The organism is Pedobacter roseus (assembly GCF_014395225.1).
Taxonomy (GTDB): domain Bacteria; phylum Bacteroidota; class Bacteroidia; order Sphingobacteriales; family Sphingobacteriaceae; genus Pedobacter; species Pedobacter roseus.
Window position 1 is genome coordinate 1,265,700 of sequence record NZ_CP060723.1, and the last position, 17,979, is coordinate 1,283,678.

General features: G+C 39.2%; 16 protein-coding genes. 9 read left to right on the plus strand and 7 right to left on the minus strand.

The genetic code is table 11. The features are described 5' to 3' along the window. Window positions 1-166: 166 nt before the first annotated feature. The 3 genes from H9L23_RS05730 to H9L23_RS05740 form a co-directional block, all read right to left on the minus strand. A complete protein-coding gene (locus H9L23_RS05730) occupies window positions 167-586 on the minus strand; it encodes an SRPBCC family protein (RefSeq protein ID WP_187594066.1) in 420 nt (139 codons plus the stop codon). A 209-nt stretch (window positions 587-795) separates the two neighbouring features. Continuing rightward, the gene (locus H9L23_RS05735) at window positions 796-1,317 is read right to left on the minus strand and encodes a protease (RefSeq protein WP_187594067.1); all 522 of its coding nucleotides are present in this window, start codon (window positions 1,315-1,317) and stop codon (window positions 796-798) included. 601 nt (window positions 1,318-1,918) lie between these two features. Continuing rightward, window positions 1,919-3,112 (minus strand): SGNH/GDSL hydrolase family protein, encoded by a 1,194-nt coding sequence (locus tag H9L23_RS05740; RefSeq protein ID WP_187594068.1) that lies wholly within the window; start codon window positions 3,110-3,112, stop codon window positions 1,919-1,921. 605 nt (window positions 3,113-3,717) lie between these two features. Between H9L23_RS05740 and H9L23_RS05745 the strand changes: the two genes are divergently transcribed. Both H9L23_RS05745 and H9L23_RS05750 read left to right on the plus strand, forming a co-directional pair. Continuing rightward, the gene (locus H9L23_RS05745; RefSeq protein WP_246474859.1) at window positions 3,718-4,263 is read left to right on the plus strand and encodes a peroxiredoxin; all 546 of its coding nucleotides are present in this window, start codon (window positions 3,718-3,720) and stop codon (window positions 4,261-4,263) included. Window positions 4,264-4,331: 68 nt separating this feature from the next. Continuing rightward, on the plus strand, window positions 4,332-4,544 hold the full coding sequence (locus H9L23_RS05750; protein ID WP_187594069.1) for a hypothetical protein: 213 nt from the start codon (window positions 4,332-4,334) through the stop codon (window positions 4,542-4,544). A gap of 314 nt (window positions 4,545-4,858) precedes the next feature. On the opposite strand, the gene H9L23_RS05755 is transcribed toward H9L23_RS05750, so the two are convergent. After that, window positions 4,859-5,950, minus strand: coding sequence for an AI-2E family transporter (locus tag H9L23_RS05755; protein ID WP_187594070.1), 1,092 nt, complete (start codon window positions 5,948-5,950; stop codon window positions 4,859-4,861). Window positions 5,951-6,231: 281 nt separating this feature from the next. Between H9L23_RS05755 and H9L23_RS05760 the strand changes: the two genes are divergently transcribed. Beyond that, on the plus strand, window positions 6,232-6,954 hold the full coding sequence (locus H9L23_RS05760; RefSeq protein WP_246474860.1) for an alpha/beta hydrolase: 723 nt from the start codon (window positions 6,232-6,234) through the stop codon (window positions 6,952-6,954). On the opposite strand, the gene H9L23_RS05765 is transcribed toward H9L23_RS05760, so the two are convergent. Next, on the minus strand, window positions 6,951-7,313 hold the full coding sequence (locus tag H9L23_RS05765) for a response regulator (RefSeq protein ID WP_187594072.1): 363 nt from the start codon (window positions 7,311-7,313) through the stop codon (window positions 6,951-6,953). The genes H9L23_RS05760 and H9L23_RS05765 overlap by 4 nt on opposite strands. Window positions 7,314-7,621: 308 nt before the next feature. Between H9L23_RS05765 and H9L23_RS05770 the strand changes: the two genes are divergently transcribed. Beyond that, window positions 7,622-7,876, plus strand: a complete 255-nt coding sequence (locus tag H9L23_RS05770; protein ID WP_187594073.1) for a hypothetical protein — start codon at window positions 7,622-7,624, stop codon at window positions 7,874-7,876. A gap of 64 nt (window positions 7,877-7,940) precedes the next feature. Here the strand turns inward: H9L23_RS05770 and msrB are convergent, their stop codons facing one another. Beyond that, window positions 7,941-8,450, minus strand: a complete 510-nt coding sequence (gene msrB, locus H9L23_RS05775; protein ID WP_187594074.1) for a peptide-methionine (R)-S-oxide reductase MsrB — start codon at window positions 8,448-8,450, stop codon at window positions 7,941-7,943. Between the two features lie 182 nt (window positions 8,451-8,632). Next, window positions 8,633-9,337, minus strand: coding sequence for a FadR/GntR family transcriptional regulator (locus H9L23_RS05780; RefSeq protein ID WP_025144843.1), 705 nt, complete (start codon window positions 9,335-9,337; stop codon window positions 8,633-8,635). 178 nt (window positions 9,338-9,515) lie between these two features. Here H9L23_RS05780 and H9L23_RS05785 point away from each other — a divergent pair, with 178 nt between their 5' ends. The 5 genes from H9L23_RS05785 to H9L23_RS05805 all read left to right on the plus strand — a co-directional run bounded on the left by H9L23_RS05785 (window position 9,516) and on the right by H9L23_RS05805 (window position 17,972). Then, on the plus strand, window positions 9,516-12,794 hold the full coding sequence (locus H9L23_RS05785) for a SusC/RagA family TonB-linked outer membrane protein (protein WP_187594075.1): 3,279 nt from the start codon (window positions 9,516-9,518) through the stop codon (window positions 12,792-12,794). Window positions 12,795-12,812: 18 nt separating this feature from the next. Beyond that, window positions 12,813-14,354, plus strand: a complete 1,542-nt coding sequence (gene nanU, locus H9L23_RS05790) for a SusD family outer membrane lipoprotein NanU (protein ID WP_187594076.1) — start codon at window positions 12,813-12,815, stop codon at window positions 14,352-14,354. Window positions 14,355-14,512: 158 nt separating this feature from the next. After that, window positions 14,513-15,460, plus strand: coding sequence for a dihydrodipicolinate synthase family protein (locus H9L23_RS05795; RefSeq protein WP_187594077.1), 948 nt, complete (start codon window positions 14,513-14,515; stop codon window positions 15,458-15,460). Between the two features lie 128 nt (window positions 15,461-15,588). Continuing rightward, a complete protein-coding gene (locus tag H9L23_RS05800; protein WP_187594078.1) occupies window positions 15,589-16,746 on the plus strand; it encodes a hypothetical protein in 1,158 nt (385 codons plus the stop codon). Further along, complete coding sequence (locus H9L23_RS05805) at window positions 16,743-17,972, plus strand: MFS transporter (RefSeq protein ID WP_187594079.1); 1,230 nt, start codon at window positions 16,743-16,745, stop codon at window positions 17,970-17,972. Before H9L23_RS05800 ends, H9L23_RS05805 begins: the two co-directional genes overlap by 4 nt. Window positions 17,973-17,979: the final 7 nt, after the last annotated feature.

Sequence of the window (17,979 nt, forward strand, 5' to 3'; positions counted from 1 at the left end):
TTCATTAAAATAAGACAAAAGGATTACAAAGCTAAGCTACTTCATATTAAAAAAATCGTCATTGCGATGAAGCTTTTTCAGCTGACGAAGCAATCTTAGAACATTCGCTACAGCGTGCGCATTAAGATTGCTTCGTCGTTCCTCCTCGCAATGACGAGTTTTCTATTTACCCCTCTTCCGTATATTTTTTGAAATTATCCAAAATAGCCTGCCATCCGCCGCGCTGCATCTCGATAGGGTTGGTAGATTCCGGATCAAAAGTTTCAATTACCCTGGTCTGCTCGCTTAAAGCCTCGAAAATGATGCTTACTTTTCTGCCGTCTTCTAAACTGTATTCAATTTTTTTGTTGGTATCAACTGTGGTATAAGTTCCGCCAAAATCAAAGCTCATGCTGCCATCTTTTGCGGCCATGGTGCTTTTAAATTTACCACCAACTTTTAAATCGTTTTCCGAATAAGGAGTATGCCAATCCGGAGAAGCAAAACTCCATTTTGTAATATGATCCGGATTGTTCCAAAATTCCCAAACTTTTTCTACTGGTGCATTTACGGTTGTTTCTACTGTGATTGTTGTGGTGTTTTCCATTTTCTTAGTTGTTTTAAATTGTATGGTAAAGTTATACGAACTTTTACAACCCCGAAAGTGTAAATGCGACAAAAGTGGGGGTGAAATACCACTATTGCTATCTAACTTTTTAATTAACCACAGCTAAAAGGGATGAACACAGATGGAAATATTCGCATTTATTTTATTGCCAGCACTTTTTAAGCCGAAAGATAAAATGTTTGCTTCTTTTAGTGTACTTCAGTATAAATAAAGGTTACCGTATCTTTTGATGCCAGTCCACTCATATTGCCACCCGTGTAAACTACCTTGTAACTCGATCCTTTTTTCAGGTCGTAGGCTTTGAGCAGATCAGCATTGGCCACTAAGCTATCACCAGCATTTACTTTCGAATAGCTCGATGCAGGTGGCGGCATTACCCTTTTGGCCATTGCGCCTTTGTACTGTGCTTCTTCTCCTTTTTCATCAGTAATGCTTAAATAGCTGCTGAGTAAAGGTTCGAAAGGGGTATGCCAGATACAGAAACTTTTAGCGGAATCGGTATTATTGTAAACCACAAATCTCAATAATAATGGATCTCCGGGAGCAACGTTGCCGTTTATTTTAATTTTGGCTTCGAGCGAATCGGTTTTATTTGACGAAGCAGTTTGAGCTGTGCTTTCGCTCTTGCTGCTTGCTGTATTTCTTGTGGCTTCGCTACAGGCTGAAAATAAAACAAGAAGTGCAGGGATAATTAATTTGATGTTTTTCATGAACTGTTTTTGTTATATAAGCAAATGGAAATTGATATTGTTTGTTAAGAATTGATTTTACTAAAACGTTTTTTTAGTTTCAAAACGAAAAACCTCGTCATTTTAACCATGATTGGAAAAATCTGCAGGTGTAATCTAGAATAAGTAGCTAAGAGGGGATACAATCGCCATTCTCATACATCCCTGTTATAAACCTATCGTGTGAACACATTAATATTCTTCTTCCGCTCTTTGCCGCGGGGGCATGGTACTTTGGAGCGCCAAAGTACCCAAAGCGCTTTGCCAATCCAGCAATGAGCCCTTTGCACAATCCCGTTCACATCAAAAAAACAGCGGCACTTCGTTTTGTGTTCAATATTTCTTTAAATTAAATCATCGTTTATGAACACAAAACCACTGCGTTTCAGGTTTTTTTAGTGCAATTTTTACTGTTGTGCACCTGTTTTTTTGATTTCCCCGGCTCTTGGGATTGCCAGCGTACTTGGTTAAAATCCGTACTTTATTAAAGTTGGTTAGCAAAACGCCTAAATTATACTTAAAAAAGATGTATCCACACGATAGGTTACAAATGGGGACGATATAAAGAAATCCAGATCAATAATTAATTACTGTTTACCAGAAAATAAGCGATACGGCAGGTATATCCTGTAGATTTTGGATGGTGATATTCGCTGGTGCGTACGCTCAGTTTGTGTTCGCCTCCACTCAATTGGTCGCCCAATAACAAATACCAGGGTAAATGCAGGCTCGCACTCCATTGGGTATACAGATCGATTGTTTTTTCTTCACCACCATCAATCCGGTAATGCAGCATACCAGCATCAGGACCTGATAAAATGGCAATACCCACAGCATTGCCCTTAAAAACTAAGTCGAAGCCACTGTTTCGCGTACTGCTTTCCAATACAGGTATATTTACAAAACCAAGTCTGGCCTCTAAACCATCGCTTGGTTTCCAGTTTTTGTTGATGCTAAAAGTATTGAGATTTTCTGCTGCGTTAACATTTATATATTGACCTTTGGAGTAGGCAAATTTGTCGATGATTTTAGGCAGGCCAGCATTTGCCTTTCTATTGGTATTTTTCTGATTTTCTTCCAGATAAGTTTTAATCGTATTAAAATAAAGCTGCTGACCAAAAGGTGCCGGATGGAGATCTTTAAAATCGGTAGCCCAGGTAAATTCTTTATTGGCAATACGTTTATCCACCTCTAAAGCCAGATTAATAAATGGCAAATGATAATATTCGGCTAAATCGCTGTGTACTTTTACCTCAACCGGCATTTTACCATTGTCGAAATCGTTGATTTTATCTTCATCGGCAAAAGCCATCAATACGATATTGGTTTTCGGGTTTTTGCTTAAAGTATGCCTGATAATACCTTCCAAAGCCCGGCGTTGTGTTTGTTCGGCGGTTTTGTTTACATGATCATTAACGGCCGATTCTACAAATAATAAATCTATTTTGCCGCTGTCGAGCACATCGCGCTGCACACGGAAAGCATGTGGTAAACTGCCCAATGAAGGAATGCCAGCATTGATAAACTTAAATTTGGTTTGCGGATAGGTTTTAGTTAAATAATTGCACACTAATCTACGCCAGCCTTCCATATTAGTAATCGATCCACCTAAAAAGGCAACCGTTAAAGGCTCGCTTTTTTCAAGTTTTTCGGCAAAGGAGGTACTGTAACCATTAAAAGTGATAAATGAGGCAGATTGAAGTTTGTTTTGGGCAAAACTTTTAGAAATTAGTGCTGTTACCAGTAGTGTGAAGCACAGAAAAGAGGTTAGTTTCATGGTAATTCGTGTAGCTCAAATGTAATAAAACAAATCGTCATTTCGAGCGGAGTGCAACGTAGTCGAGAAATCTAATCGAGTATAAAACTACCCACTTCACCATACAATTTGTCATCCTGAGGAGTAATTTATTGTATAAAAAACGATATGAGTGATGTATAATTGATTTCTTTTGCCATACAGCACGGTCTTGCCTCGGCTCGCCGCCGCCGAATGGCTCTTTCTTTTTGGCATAAAAAAGAAAGAAAAAATGCCGGCTGAAAATTTTTCTTTTGAAGCCAGTTGTACGGCTAGAACAGTGCAGCCCGAAAAATTTGTTAGGCCGGATTTAAGTAGAACGGGGATACCGTGCTATGGCCTAGCTGGACGGAAATGCGAAAGCGGTTAAAGTTTTTATTAATAGTATTTGTGATATAACGTCAATGGTAGCGGAGTCGAAGGGACATTAGAGGTATTAAAAGATTATTAGAGCAGTCTAGTGCTGTAATCAAAATAAATAATTGATCGTTACAGCTTCAAATAAAAAACTTCAAGGCATTAAAATCATTATTTTTTCATCCGTTTGATTACCTTAAACGTATGTAGGGATAAATCCTTAAATAAAAATGATGAAAACAAATATCGTAGCAGCTACGGTAGTTCTTCTAGGTCTAATAGGCTTAGGAACTGATGCGCAGGAATCGAAACCTAAAGGTAAAAACCCACAGCTGGAAGTTGGAAACAAAATCCCCGATTTTACCCTTAAAGATGATAGCGGAAAAGATTTTAAAGTGAGTAACTACATCGGAAAGAAAAAGCTGGTGATCTATTTTTATCCAAAAGATGAAAGCAGTGTTTGTACTAAAGAGGCCTGTGCATTTAGAGATAGTTACGAGGAGTTTAAATCAACGGATGCGATGATTATCGGTATAAATTCTGGCACTGTGCAAAGCCATGCCGACTTTAAGAAACACCATAATCTGCCGTTTACACTGTTGAGCGATCCGGATAATAAGGTTTTAAAGATGTTTGGCGTTAAAGACGTGATGTTTTTAACCGGAAGAGAAACTTTTTTGGTAGATCTGGATGGTAAAGTGGTGTTTAAATTTAAAGGAATGTTAAAAGGGGATGAGCATGCCAGCAGCGTTTTGGCTTTCCTGAAAAAGAAGTAATTGTCTCAATTAATTTGAAGCCCGTCATTTTGGCGGGCTTTTCTTTTCCCCGAATTTTTTAATCATAAATGGGAGGGCAATTTGGCAAGACTGTAAGAAGATTTTGGGCTGGGCATTTAAGCATTAATGAAAGTTTAGGGTTTGTGCAGTTACCTCTGTTTAATAAACCCGGTAGTAGCGGTTCCGATTCTTCATCGGAATTAGCGAATAACGGGACTGCTGGTTCCGAAGAGCTGCTGAACGATCGTTTTCAAAAAAAAATAGTTATTAATCTGTGGTAAGTTTTTCCTTGTATGGAGAGCAATTTGTTACTGCTATTATTGTTTCTCCCCGCTTTCCGTTTTGCTTCGCGCCTACTCCATCCGATAGCTATCGGATCGGGTCTGGGTGGCCCAGCCTGTATGCAGATTATAGGCGGGGCGTTTAAGCATGAGTGAGATATTTTTTTAGCGAATTATCTGTTTATGCAGCAACCATTGTTCAATAAACCCGGTAGTAGCGGTTCCGATTCTTCATCGGAATTAGCGAATAACGGGATTACAGTTACCGAACTACTACTAAACACTCATTTCCAAAAAATAGAAAGAATATGAAATTAGCTCGTTGCCAATTTTTTCTTTCTCCTAAACCTTTTCATCTGTCCCATGTGTTCTGTGGGTATATTATCGCCCAGCAATTTACCCCAGGGTTTAAGGCCATCTATCCGGTCGAAAATGATTTTCAATACGGCTATGAAAGGAATAGAAAGGAACATGCCCGGTACACCCCAAAGTGCAGCACCCATTAATACAATTACGATAGAAATTAAGGCATTAATCTGCACCTTGCTCGAAACAATACGCGGTACTAAGATATTGTTATCAATAAACTGAATTAAAGCGTAAGCTGCTATAATTAATAATTGAGTGGTAAAACCATCTTTGGTTAGGGTGGCCATTAATACCGGCAATGCAATGGCAATAATACCACCAATGTAGGGAAGCAGGTTTAATATCGCTCCGATAACACCAATTAGAATGGCATTTTGTACGCCGAGGATTAATAAGGCAGCAGAGTTCATTACCGCTACAATTGAAGTTTCGATCAATAAGCCGATAATATAACTTTGAATAGCTGCTTTGGTTTCGCCCAGAATTTCGGCAACTTTCTGTTTGTTTTCCTCTGAAAATACTTCGTAAATGAAATTTAAGATCAGTGTTTTATATAATAAAATTAAAAAAGTATAAACCGGAATCAGGAAAACCACACTTAAAACCCCCATTAAGCCACTAAGCGTTTGGCCGATCAATGCTTTACTGCCATTTGCTGCATCGTTAACCATTTGCATCTGCTTTTGTGTAGAAATACCGAAGGTATCTTGTAGCCAGCTTCTGATCTGCTCAAGCAATTGCGATAATTTCTGCTTAATGCTATCCAGGTCGTCAAAAAAGTGGGCAACCTGTGAAGATAAAAAATAAAGTATCGCCACCACAACCAATAAACCAATGAGCATAGAAAGAATAATACTGAGTATTTTAGGCATCTTTCTTTCGAAACGGTTGGTAAGCGGATTTAGCAGGATGGCAATTAAGGCAGCAAAAGCTAAAGGTACCAGGATGTCTCTCAATACGCTCATCATAAATACTGTAATTACCAATCCTAAAAGGATTACAGGCGCCTTGATGTAAAATGGGTAGGTTTTATTCATGTTTTCTAGGTTCATTCGTTCAACAACCATAATGTAACAAAATTGTTTTAAAGTTTTAACATCTTTTAAGAGCCCTTGTTAAGGGCTGTATGATGTTTTTTACTTTACTCCATTGAAATGGCAAAAAATGAAGAGTTATTTTATAAATTTAGCATCATATTGCCACACTACATTTTAATTTACCAATGATCAACCGCTTATTAATCACCATTTGTTTATTTTTATTTACAAGGATCGTCTACGCTGCCGAAGTAGATACTGCTTTGACCTATAGTAAAACTATGAAAAAGAATATTAAAGCGGTGGTAATTAAACCCGATGGTTACAAAACAGGGAAATCTTTCCCGGTACTTTACCTGCTTCATGGTGCCGGCGGAAGTTATGCCGAATGGGTTAATAAAGTGCCGGCAATCAAAAATCTGGCAGATCAGTACCAGTTTATCATTGTATGTCCTGATGGGAATGTAACCAGCTGGTATTTTGATAGTCCTGTAGATCCTGAATGGAAGTACGAAACTTATGTTGCCAAAGAACTGGTGACCTATATCGATGAGCATTATAAAACCATTGCAGAGAAAAGGGGAAGGGCTATAACGGGTTTAAGCATGGGCGGACATGGGGCGCTTTATTTAGCTTTTAAACATCAGGATGTTTATGGGGCTGCAGGCAGTATGAGTGGTGGGGTTGATATTAAGCCTTTTCCGAATGGATGGAACATCCCGAAAAGATTAGGGCCGGAGGATGAATTTCCTGAGCGCTGGAAACAGCACAGTGTAATTGATCTGATATACCTGATTAAACCTAAATCGCTGGCGATTACCATTGATTGTGGCACAGAAGACTTTTTCTATAAAGTTAATCTGCGTTTGCATGATGAGTTGTTGTACAATAATATTCCTCACGATTTTACGACAAGACCCGGCGTACACAATTGGGAATATTGGGCGAACTCGATCAAATTTCAGAGTGTATTTATGAATAATTTCTTTGGACAAAAACCTTAAGCTATCAATTGGGCGCCAACTTTATTGATCAGGTTGTTGATATCGAATGGTTTGGCAATAAAATCGTTTGGATGACAAATGTGGTTATTCATGTCGCCAAGGCTATGACTTGCTGAGATCATGATTACGGGAATATGATCGGTTAGTTTATTTTTCTTGAGCAGGTTACAAAGGTCGCGGCCATCTAAAACGCCCAACATAACATCCAGTAAAATTAAATCAGGGTTAAAATCTGTTATTCTTTGATTAAGCATACTTGCATCCCATAATCCATTTACCTCGTAACCTTCAGTACTTAAAATCAATTCTATTACTTCTAATATATCCCTGTTATCATCAACCACCAATATCTTTTTCATTTCCTTATCCTGTAATTTAGATTAACATATTGTAAATAAATACGTTCTGTATAAAGAACAATAGCTTTTGATAAAAGTTTCAATCTTTTAACAATCCTTTACAACCAGCTGATTCAGATGATTACATGTTGTTATTTTACTTTTATGGGGCTCTTGTCGTTTCAATTATACGCTGTGAATTGAAATTAATACAGCATTTGGGTCAAAAAATTAACTTTTAGATTACATGAAAAATAAAGAGTTACCATATTTTTGACCGTTCTCGAAATGTTATTCATAAAACAGGAAACGAAGATTTAAAACCAAAAATGAAATACTTAGTCAAAGAAATCAGTGAAGGAAACTGCGATATCACTTTATTGCCGGAAAACCTGAATGACAGAAATCTTTTAGCCGAAACTACAAAAAGCGTTCAGCACGATTACCAGGAAACCATCCAGGCGCATTATGAGCATGCATTGAAAAATCAGGTTCATGGAAATGCTGCATTTGTTTCCCTAAACAATGAGGAAAGCAATTATCCGAAAAGAGTAAATGTAAATTACCAGATTATGCTAAGCTAAATAGGGGATTTTTCTGAGCAAGGCTTTCTTTATGGCAAAGAAAGCCTTTTTTGTTTTAAGCTGTTTACTGTGCGAAACCATCAGGTTCGAAATCGAGCGCTATCGAATTCATGCAGTAACGTTTGTGCGTAGGTGCAGGTCCATCGTCGAAAATATGGCCAAGGTGCGAATTACAGCGTCCGCATTCTACTTCTATGCGTTCCATGCCTAAACTGTTATCTTCTTTATAAATGGTACTTCCCTTGCGGATGGTTTCAAAAAAACTCGGCCAGCCGCATTCACTTGCAAACTTAGCGTCTGATTTAAATAAGGCATTGCCACAAACGGCGCAATAATAGGTTCCTTTTTGGTTGGCATTCCATAATTTTCCTGTAAATGCTCTTTCCGTATTGGCTTCACGCGCAACTGCATATAAAGCCGGCGATAAAATCTTTTTCCATTCCGAATTTTTAACGTTTAGTTTTTTGGTATCGGTTCGGGAGTAATATGGATTTTTTATTTGTGTTTTACTTTCCTGACTGTTGGCATAAAAACCAAAACTTAACAGGAATGATAGTGCAATTAATATTTTCATTGTATGTGTTTTTATATATAAATAAACGAATAACAAGTCTAAATGGATTTAGTTGTTTGAGAGTCCGGAGTCTTTAGTCTGAAGTCGATTATTCTTAAAAAATTTTTTCGAACAATAACCGATGAGCAATGATCAGTTACCAATAGCCAATGAACCAGTGGCTAATAAACTATTGAACCAACCTATTCTTCTGCAAACAAACGGTTAAAATGATTTTCCAGGTGGTTTCTCATCGCATTGCGGAAAAGTTCAGGCGATCCGTTTTCCAAAATATCAACCAGGCCTTTATGGGATACGAATTTATGCAGCTGTCCCTGTTTTTTAAGCAGGCCGCTATTGTGTACAAAATCAAATATCGGCAACAGCATACTCTGGAATTTTCTTAGGGTTTCATTTCCCGTAATATCATAGAGTTTTCCATGAAAAGCAATCTCGTGTTCGATATTAAAGAGGTGATCCTGCGAAGCTTCGGGTTCATTGTTAACAATGGTCCTCAGTTCTTTCAGGTCCTCATCTGTAATGCGCTGAAAAAGAAAATCGGCCATTCCGATTTCGAGCACCAGCCTGATCTCAAAAATTTCTTTGAGGGTTCCCTGGTCTAAAATATGTGGATTCATACTTTTAGAAAGGATGCCAAATAAATCTGGACTGGTGATTACTGCTCCTTTTTTCTTTTTCGATTCGATTAACCCCATCATCCGTAATCTTAACATGGCCTCCCGTACAACGGTTCTGCTTACGCCAAGGGCTGCACACAGTTCAAGCTCGGTAGGGATGCTGTCTCCAACCTTCAGCTTCCGCTCCTGTAAAAGCTGAACAAGCTTATCTTCTACACGATCTACCAACGAACTGGTATCCACTTGTTTAAAATTACTGATGCTTTCCATTATTATGTATAATTTATTTTTCTGTTGAAATCTGGCTTTAAATGGGTTTCTGAGCAAATATAAAGTTAAGCTACTAGATTTTTGTAGAAATTTTATTGAAACCATTTGCAAATAAATAAAATAAATCGGTACTTAGTATTATTATGTATAACATAATACAAATTGATATAACCAAATTATGAAAGAAATTTACTTTAAACTCATCAGGCATTGTTTACCATTTTTAATGATAATGGTAACAATTCCGGCATTTGCACAGCAAACCGTCACCGGGAAAGTTACAGATGCCTCAGGACAAGGAATCCCAAGTACTACCGTTTTGGTTAAGGGCACTAAAAACGGAACATCAACCAATCCGGCAGGCACTTATTCCATTAAGGTTAATAAAGGCGACGTGTTGGTTTTTAGTTTAATCGGCTACTTGTCGCAAGAAGTAACCATTCAGGATCAGGCCAACGTTAATGTAAAGCTTTTAGAAGATAGCAAAGGTTTAGATGAAGTAGTGGTAGTGGGCTATGGTACACAAAACAGGAGGAGTGTTACCAGTTCTATTTCTAAATTAGATAAAGAAGTATTGGCCAATACGCCACGATCAAACGCCGCTTCAGCTTTGCAGGGTACCGTTCCGGGGCTACAGGTAGTTACTGCATCCGGACAGCCTGGAGCCGCACCTTCAATATTGCTGCGTGGCGGAGCTTCTATCAACAGTCCAGGCGCACCCCTTGTGATTGTTGATGGGGTAATCAGGTCATTAAGCGACATTTCTTCCGAAAACATCGAGTCGATCGAAACTTTAAAAGATGCTTCTGCAACAGCCATTTATGGCGCCAGGGCAAACAATGGGGTAATATTGGTAACCACTAAAACCGGCAAAGCAGGCAGTTCGCAGATTGCCTATAAATTTACAGGAGGTTATAACCAGGAGCGCAAAGGATACCAATATATGGGCGCCGGCGATTATATCTACTATACCCGTTTGGGTTATTTAAATGCGGGCAGAACATTGGCCCAGGCAAATAGCTCGAGGGGTTTGGGCTTGTCGACAAATGCGGCAGATCTTGCCAGTTTTGATATCAGGACCTACATACCGGGCACTACGGTTTTGCCAAGTGGCTGGCAGCTGGTTAACGATCCGTACGGTGGACAAATCATGTATAAAGATCATGGTGGAGAAGTGGAGGATTTAGTTTTCCAGAATACCTATACTAAAGATCATTATGTGAGTGCAAGTGGTGGAAATGACAAAGGGAAATATTTTGCAGCCTTCGATGCCTATAATGAGGATGGTGTAATTGTAGGTTCGAAATACAAAAGGTACACTGGCGACATTAACGGATCCTATAAAATTAAGCCGAATGTCGAAATCAGCTCAGGCGTAACCTTGTCAACATCTTCTCAACTGGGCACCATAGGTGGTGAGGTAAATACTTTATACAGAAGCTTAGCCATCTGGCCAACTTTTAACCCCTGGATTGATGAAGCAAAAACGGTAGCCAATCCCGGCAACAGCAGCAGCGACGGTAATCCTTTATATTGGTTGGGCAGGTTAGACCGCTCGAATGAAGTAAACAGGGTTGTAGCCAATGCTGCCGTAAAATGGGATATTATTCCAGGTCTTTATTTCAAAGCCACGGGTAACGCCTACCTGTTTGAAACATTGGATCAATCTTTCCAAAAATCAACCCAGACTTATGCGCAGATTTTTGCCAATTCGGGTAGCAGTACCACGAGGAACTCAACAAGTAGTTTTGGCAGGGATTTTCAAACACAATACAACGGAATATTAAATTATACCAAATCTTTCGGAAAACACAATTTTAACCTGATGGGCGGTGGAGAATACTTTGATGTAAAATCTTATGCTTCCCAGGTTTTGGGGCAAAATGCACCAACTGATGATATCCCGACCGCAAATGCCTCTACAACATTCGCTGCGGGATCTAATTACACAACCAGAACAGAATATAAGATTTTATCAGCTTTTAGCCGTTTTGCTTACGATTTCGATCAGAAATACCTGTTTACGGCTGTGTTTAGGCTTGATGGAGCATCTAGTTTAGCCAGCGAAAATAGAAACGGTTTCTTTCCCGGGATTTCGGCAGGATGGAACGTGCACCGCGAAGAATTTTTTAAGGATTCCAAAATCAGTCAGGTTATTTCGAGCCTGAAACCAAGGATCAGCTATGGCCAGAATGGAAATATTGCAGGTTTGGGCCGGTACGAAACGCAAGGTGTTTACAGCTTACAGGGAAATTATAATGGAAGTGCAGGTTTTTTGAACACTGGAATAATTAATAGTGATTTAAGATGGGAAAAAAGTAAAACCACAGATCTGGGTTTAGACATGGGTTTATTAAACGACCGCATTACTGTTATTTTTGATTATTACGACCGTAAAACGAGTGATCTGTTAACCAATCTTGACCTGCCGAGCTATACCGGATTTTCAAGTTTCAGAACCAATTTAGGTACATTTCAGAACAAAGGAATTGAAATTGGAATAGATGCAAAAATCTTAAGCAAAGGCGATTTTAAATTAAATGCAGGTGCCAATGCATCATTCGTAAAAAACAAAATCCTGAAATTGCCTTTCAACGGAAATGAGAGCAACAGACAAGGTGGTTTACAGATTTACGATCCTGCATCAGGTCAGGTGATATGGGTAGGTGGTTTACAGGAAGGCCAGCCCCTTGGGAATATGTACGGTTACCGTCAGGTTTCTATTTTTAAAAATGTCGCCGAGGTTGCTGCAGTTGCAGGCAACAGAACCGATGCTATAGCTGGTGTAACCGGACCCAATTTAGCTCCAGGAGTTAACGGAAGAATTACCCCCGGAGATGTGAACTGGCAGGATGTAAATGGTGATAACATCATCGATTCGAGGGATCAGGTTTATTTGGGTAACATTTATCCAAAATGGACGGGTGGTTTTAATTTCAATGCCAGTTACAAGGGGTTTGGGTTTTACAACAGATGGGATTTTGCTTTAGGACATACCATTTACAACGATCTTGTGACCCGTACATTGGGTAACTATCAGGGTACTTTCAACTATATCGATCTACAGGCGCAGGCCTGGTCGCCAACGAACACCGATACCGATATTCCAAAGGTTTATTATGCCGACCAGGTGGCAGGTTCTAAGCAAAATTATACCCGGGCCAACAACGGAAATGCCGTATTGAACGGAAACAATTCGCGGTTTTATGAAAAAGGTGATTATTTGTGCCTGAGAGAGGTTACCCTTTCTTACGACCTTCCCAAAGGACTATTACAGAAATCAAAATTCATTAATAACGCCAGGATTTATGTAACCGGAAGCAACCTCTTGTACATCACTAAATTTTCAGGTCCATCGCCAGAGCCACCGGTATCAGGAACAACCATTACAGGTATTTATTCAGGAACGTATCCAACACCGAGGACATTTATAATGGGACTTCAGGTGGGCTTTTAACAAAAAAACGATCAAAAGATGAAAACGATATTTAGAAATATATTGGTACTGTTAAGCCTGTCTGGCCTGATCTTTACCGGATGTAAAAATGAACTGGACTTAAGTCCGGTGAGTAGTTTAAGCGATGCAAGTTATTGGCAAACTGCCGATCAGTTTGATGCTTTCGTAAATGGCGTATATACCCGTTTTAGGGGGCACAATGCTAATTTTCAATATTTGGGAGAGTTGCGTTCTGATATTTTCGGTACTGATCCCGGTTCTACAGCGACTTTTACAGGCGAGGCAACGCAGGGTTTAGAGCGCATGTGGCTGCAAACACTCGATGCCGATAACGCAGGCGTTAGTGGTTTTGGTGGTTTTTATACCAATATCAACCAGATTAATTTACTGATCCAAAAACTGAATGAAACCAGTATTCTACCAGATGCAAAAAAGAAAAATTATCTTGGGATGGCCTATGGTTTACGTGCTTTTTATTATTTCCAGATGTATAGAACCTGGGGCAAAACCATTATCCAAACAGCGCCCACAACCTCAGTTGATGTATCCAACCTGGCTAAAGCTGCATCAAGCGAGGCCGATGTAATGGCACTTATTAAAGCGGATATTGAGCTTTCTAATTCAAATTTTGGATCAAGCTATGTTTTTGATGCTAAAAATAAAAAAGGATTTTGGTCAAAAGCAGCTACCCAAATGTTGAAAGCTGAAGTTTACCTGTGGAATGCACACCGGAGCGGAGGACTAGCCGATGCTACAACAGCTAAAACGGCATTAACCGATATCCAGGCAAATGTTACATTATCATTATTGCCAAATTTTACCGATGTTTTTTCGACCACCAACAAGGATAACAACGAAATTATATTCTCTTCCAAAAATAAATTAGACGAAGCTACATTGGGTTTCATCGGTAATTATGTACCTCAAACAGGTTTAATTGTTAATTTTTACGATTCGGTGGGCAACCGTAAATTTGATGTAGCTACCGATAATTATGGCGGCTTGTTAAGGGCGCCAACCAAAATTGCTACATACCGCAAGTTCAATAATCTCGATCTGCGAAAAAATGTTTCCATTCAGGCCGCCTATACTAAAAATACTGCCGGAACTTATTCAATTGCAGGTGCTTTTCTTAAAAAATATCAGGGCGAGCAAAATTCGGGTAACAGGGTTTATACAAACGATTTTTTGATTTATCGCTATGCAGACCTTTTACTTTTACTGGCTGAGGCAAAGGTGATTTTAGGTGAAAGTCCGGTGGCAGAAATTAACCTGGTTAGGGCGAGGGGATATGGCGCAAATTATAATGCAGCTACTTTGGGGTATCCAAACCAAGCGGTGGATGTAAATGCAAATGAAGCCATTTTAAAAGAACGTTTTCTGGAGTTTGTTGGTGAAGGAAAACGTTGGTACGATTTAAGGCGCATGGGCGATAGTTTCGTTTACGAGTATACAAGCATTACCGCGGCAACTTCCTATAAGCTTTTATGGCCTTTAGACCGGAGTACGCTTACCAACAACAGGGCGCTGGTACAAAACCCGGGTTATCCGGTTTTTTAAAGAAATGGAACGTCATTTCGATTTGATAGCTATCGGATGGAGTGAAGCGGAACGGAGAAATCTTTAAACTTAAAGGTTTCTCCATTAATTCTTAATGCTGAAGTCAGTAGAAATTGGCAACGTTCAGTACTACCTTTTAAATTATACAGAAATACAATATGCAAAACATTAAATTACAAGGACTTATTGCTGCACCATTTACTCCATTTCATCAGGATGGTGAATTAAACCTGCAGCTTATTCCGGAATATTATTCATTTTTAAAAAAGAACGGTGTTACAGGTGCTTTTATCTGTGGATCAACCGGAGAAGGGGTTTCGCTTACGCTTGATGAAAAAATGAAAGTAGCCGCAGCATGGGCTGATGCCTGCAAAAGCGATTCGGATTTTAAAGTAATGACCTTACTTGGGGGAACCTGCCTGGCTGATTGCAAAGTATTGGCGAAACACGCTTCAGAAATAGGCCTTTATGGCGTTTCATTTACTGCGCCATCTTATTTCAAACCCGCAACTGTTGAAGTTTTGGCCGAAATGTGTGCCGAAATTGCTACTGTTGTACCCGATATGCCATTTTATTACTATCATATTCCTGTATTAACAGGCGCAAACCACAATATGATTGATTTATTGGAAGCCGTTGATGGTAAAATACCAAATTTCGCAGGCATAAAATACACCCATGAGGATTTTATGGATTTTCTATCCTGTATGAGTTTCAAAAATAACAAATACGATATGCTTTGGGGGCGCGACGAAAATATGCTTTCTGCACTGGTTTTAGGCGCAAAAGGTGCTGTAGGAAGTACATTTAATTACCTTGCTCCTTTGTATAATCAATTGATTGAAGCTTTTGAACAAAACGAACTGAAAACTGCCGTTGCATTGCAGCAGAAATCGATCGATTTTATCCGATTATTAGGTAAATATGGTGGAATTGCAACAGGTAAAGCTTATATGAAAATGATCGGGTTAGATTGTGGCGAATTCAGATTACCTGTTAAAAACATGGATGCAGCGGCATTTGAACAATTTAAAACGGATGTTGAAAATTTAGATTTTCAGGCTTTTAAATCGAAAGCTTTTTTAACCACAGCTGTACACCGCTAACACGGATTTTTATCTCTGTGTATCCTCTTGATCAGGGATTAAATTATGTTTACCTGAAAGGGTGGAGCATGATGAAATTGAAAGCAACAAGTAATGGTTATCTTTATTTGTGCCCAAATTAAATATTAATGAAAAACTTTATTTTATACCTTACTTTCTTGCTTACATCAATCATATCACCAGAATTATTGGCACAGCACCAACATGTAGAAAATATAATCTGGAGTGTTGCAGCCAAAATACCACCTGCGCCTAAACAAAAAGCAGCTATTGGTTTAGCGGGTGCAATTTCGGGTGCCAATCACAATGTTGTACTTATTGCTGGCGGAACAAATTTTCCTGACGGCATGCCTTGGAACGGAGGTAAAAAGAAATATTACGACGACGTTTTTCTTTATCTTAAAACTGCAGGTAATCTACATTTAATGACTACTAAGGAAAACTTGAAATTACCTTTTAATCTGGCATACACTGCAGTTTGCAGCACTTCGCATGGAATTGTTGTTGCTGGTGGCGAAAATGAAAACGGGCTGAGTAATAAGGCATTGATCTTAAATTGGAAAGCTCAACAATTACATGTTAACTTTCTTCCTGATTTGCCAAAAGCCTTAAGCAATGCAGCTTTAACCGTAATTGGAGATGTAATCTACCTGGCAGGGGGTGAAGTGGAAAATGGGGCAACCGATCTGTTTTTATCATTAAATTTATCAAAACCGCAGGAGGGATGGAAAAAAATGACCAATCTGCCTCATTCCGTTTCCCATACCGTTTTGCTGCATCCTGAAGATAGTCATGAAATTTTCCTCATTGGAGGGAGAAAACGAAACCAGGGTGATACCAGCACCATTTACAATAGTGTATTTGCCTTTAATATAGATAAACAGAACTGGACCGTGAAAAAATCATTGCCTTGTGTTTTATCTGCGGCTGCCGGTATTGCAAACAGAAAAGATCTTTTAATTTTCAGTGGCGATCAGGGCGAAACCTTCCATCAGGCAGAAAAACTGATAGCAGCAATCGAAAAGGAGCAAGATCCTATTAAAAAAGAGAACTTAAATCAGCAGAAAATTAAACTGCAATCTAATCACCCCGGTTTTAGCAGATCAGTTTTAAAATATGATATTACAAACAACACCTGGCAAACCTTAAAAAACCTGATGCCTTATGGTATAGTTACCACCAATGCAGTGGTTTCAGGTCATGAGGTGATTATAGCGGGGGGAGAAATTAAAGCAGGAATAAGAACGCCCAATATTTTGGTGGGGAAATTAAAGTCTAACAGATGAGAGAGAAAAGATACGCATGGGTGGTAGTTGCACTGCTTTGGTTTGTAGCCTTGTTAAATTACATGGACCGTCAAATGCTTTCAACCATGAAGCCTGCCATGCAGATGGATATTGCCGAACTACAGTCGGCTACCAATTTTGGCTATCTGATGGCTATTTTTCTATGGATTTATGGCTTAATGAGCCCCATATCTGGAATTATTGCCGATAAATTAAACCGGAAATGGCTAATTGTGGGCAGTTTACTGGTTTGGTCGCTGGTTACTTTTTTAATGGGCTACGCTACTACTTTTAATCAGATTTACTGGTTAAGAGCATTAATGGGGGTGAGTGAGGCACTTTATATCCCGGCTGGTTTATCACTAATAGCCGATTACCACAGTTCGAAAACCAGATCGGTAGCCATTGGCATCCACATGACGGGCCTTTACATGGGGCAGGCACTGGGCGGTTTTGGTGCAACCATTGCTTCAAAATTTTCATGGCAGGCTACTTTCCATTCTTTTGGTTTTGTTGGGATTGTTTACGCATTGATTTTGGTATTTTTTCTAAGAGAAAAAAAGAAGGTGCTATTGCAGGAAAAAAAGTCTGTTCAACTTAAACCCTCGCTTTTTAAAGGACTGGCGCTTTTGTTCAGCAATATTTCTTTCTGGATAATCCTCATCTATTTTGCCATCCCTAGTTTACCCGGTTGGGCAACTAAAAATTGGCTTCCTACCTTATTTGCCAATAATTTAGGAATCGATATGGCACAGGCAGGACCAATTTCGACGATTACCATTGCTGCCTCTTCATTTTTAGGGGTAATTTTTGGAGGCATTTTATCCGACAGGTGGGTGCAGAAAAATATTAAAGGGCGTATTTATACCAGCGCCATTGGCCTGGGTTTAACCATTCCGTCTTTATTGCTGATCGGTTTTGGGCATTCTTTGTTCAATATCATAGGGGCGGCCTTTTGTTTCGGTTTTGGTTATGGCATGTTCGATGCCAATAATATGCCTATTCTTTGTCAGTTTGTTTCTTCAAAATACAGGGCTACGGCTTATGGCATAATGAATATGACCGGTGTTTTTGCAGGGGCTTTTATTACCGATTTATTAGGTAAATCAACTGATTCGGGCAGCCTTGGGAAAGATTTCGCCATGTTATCCATTATTGTTTTTATCGCCCTGATGATTCAGCTTTATTTCCTGCGTCCGAAATTTAACGATTTTGAAGATGCTTAAATCAACA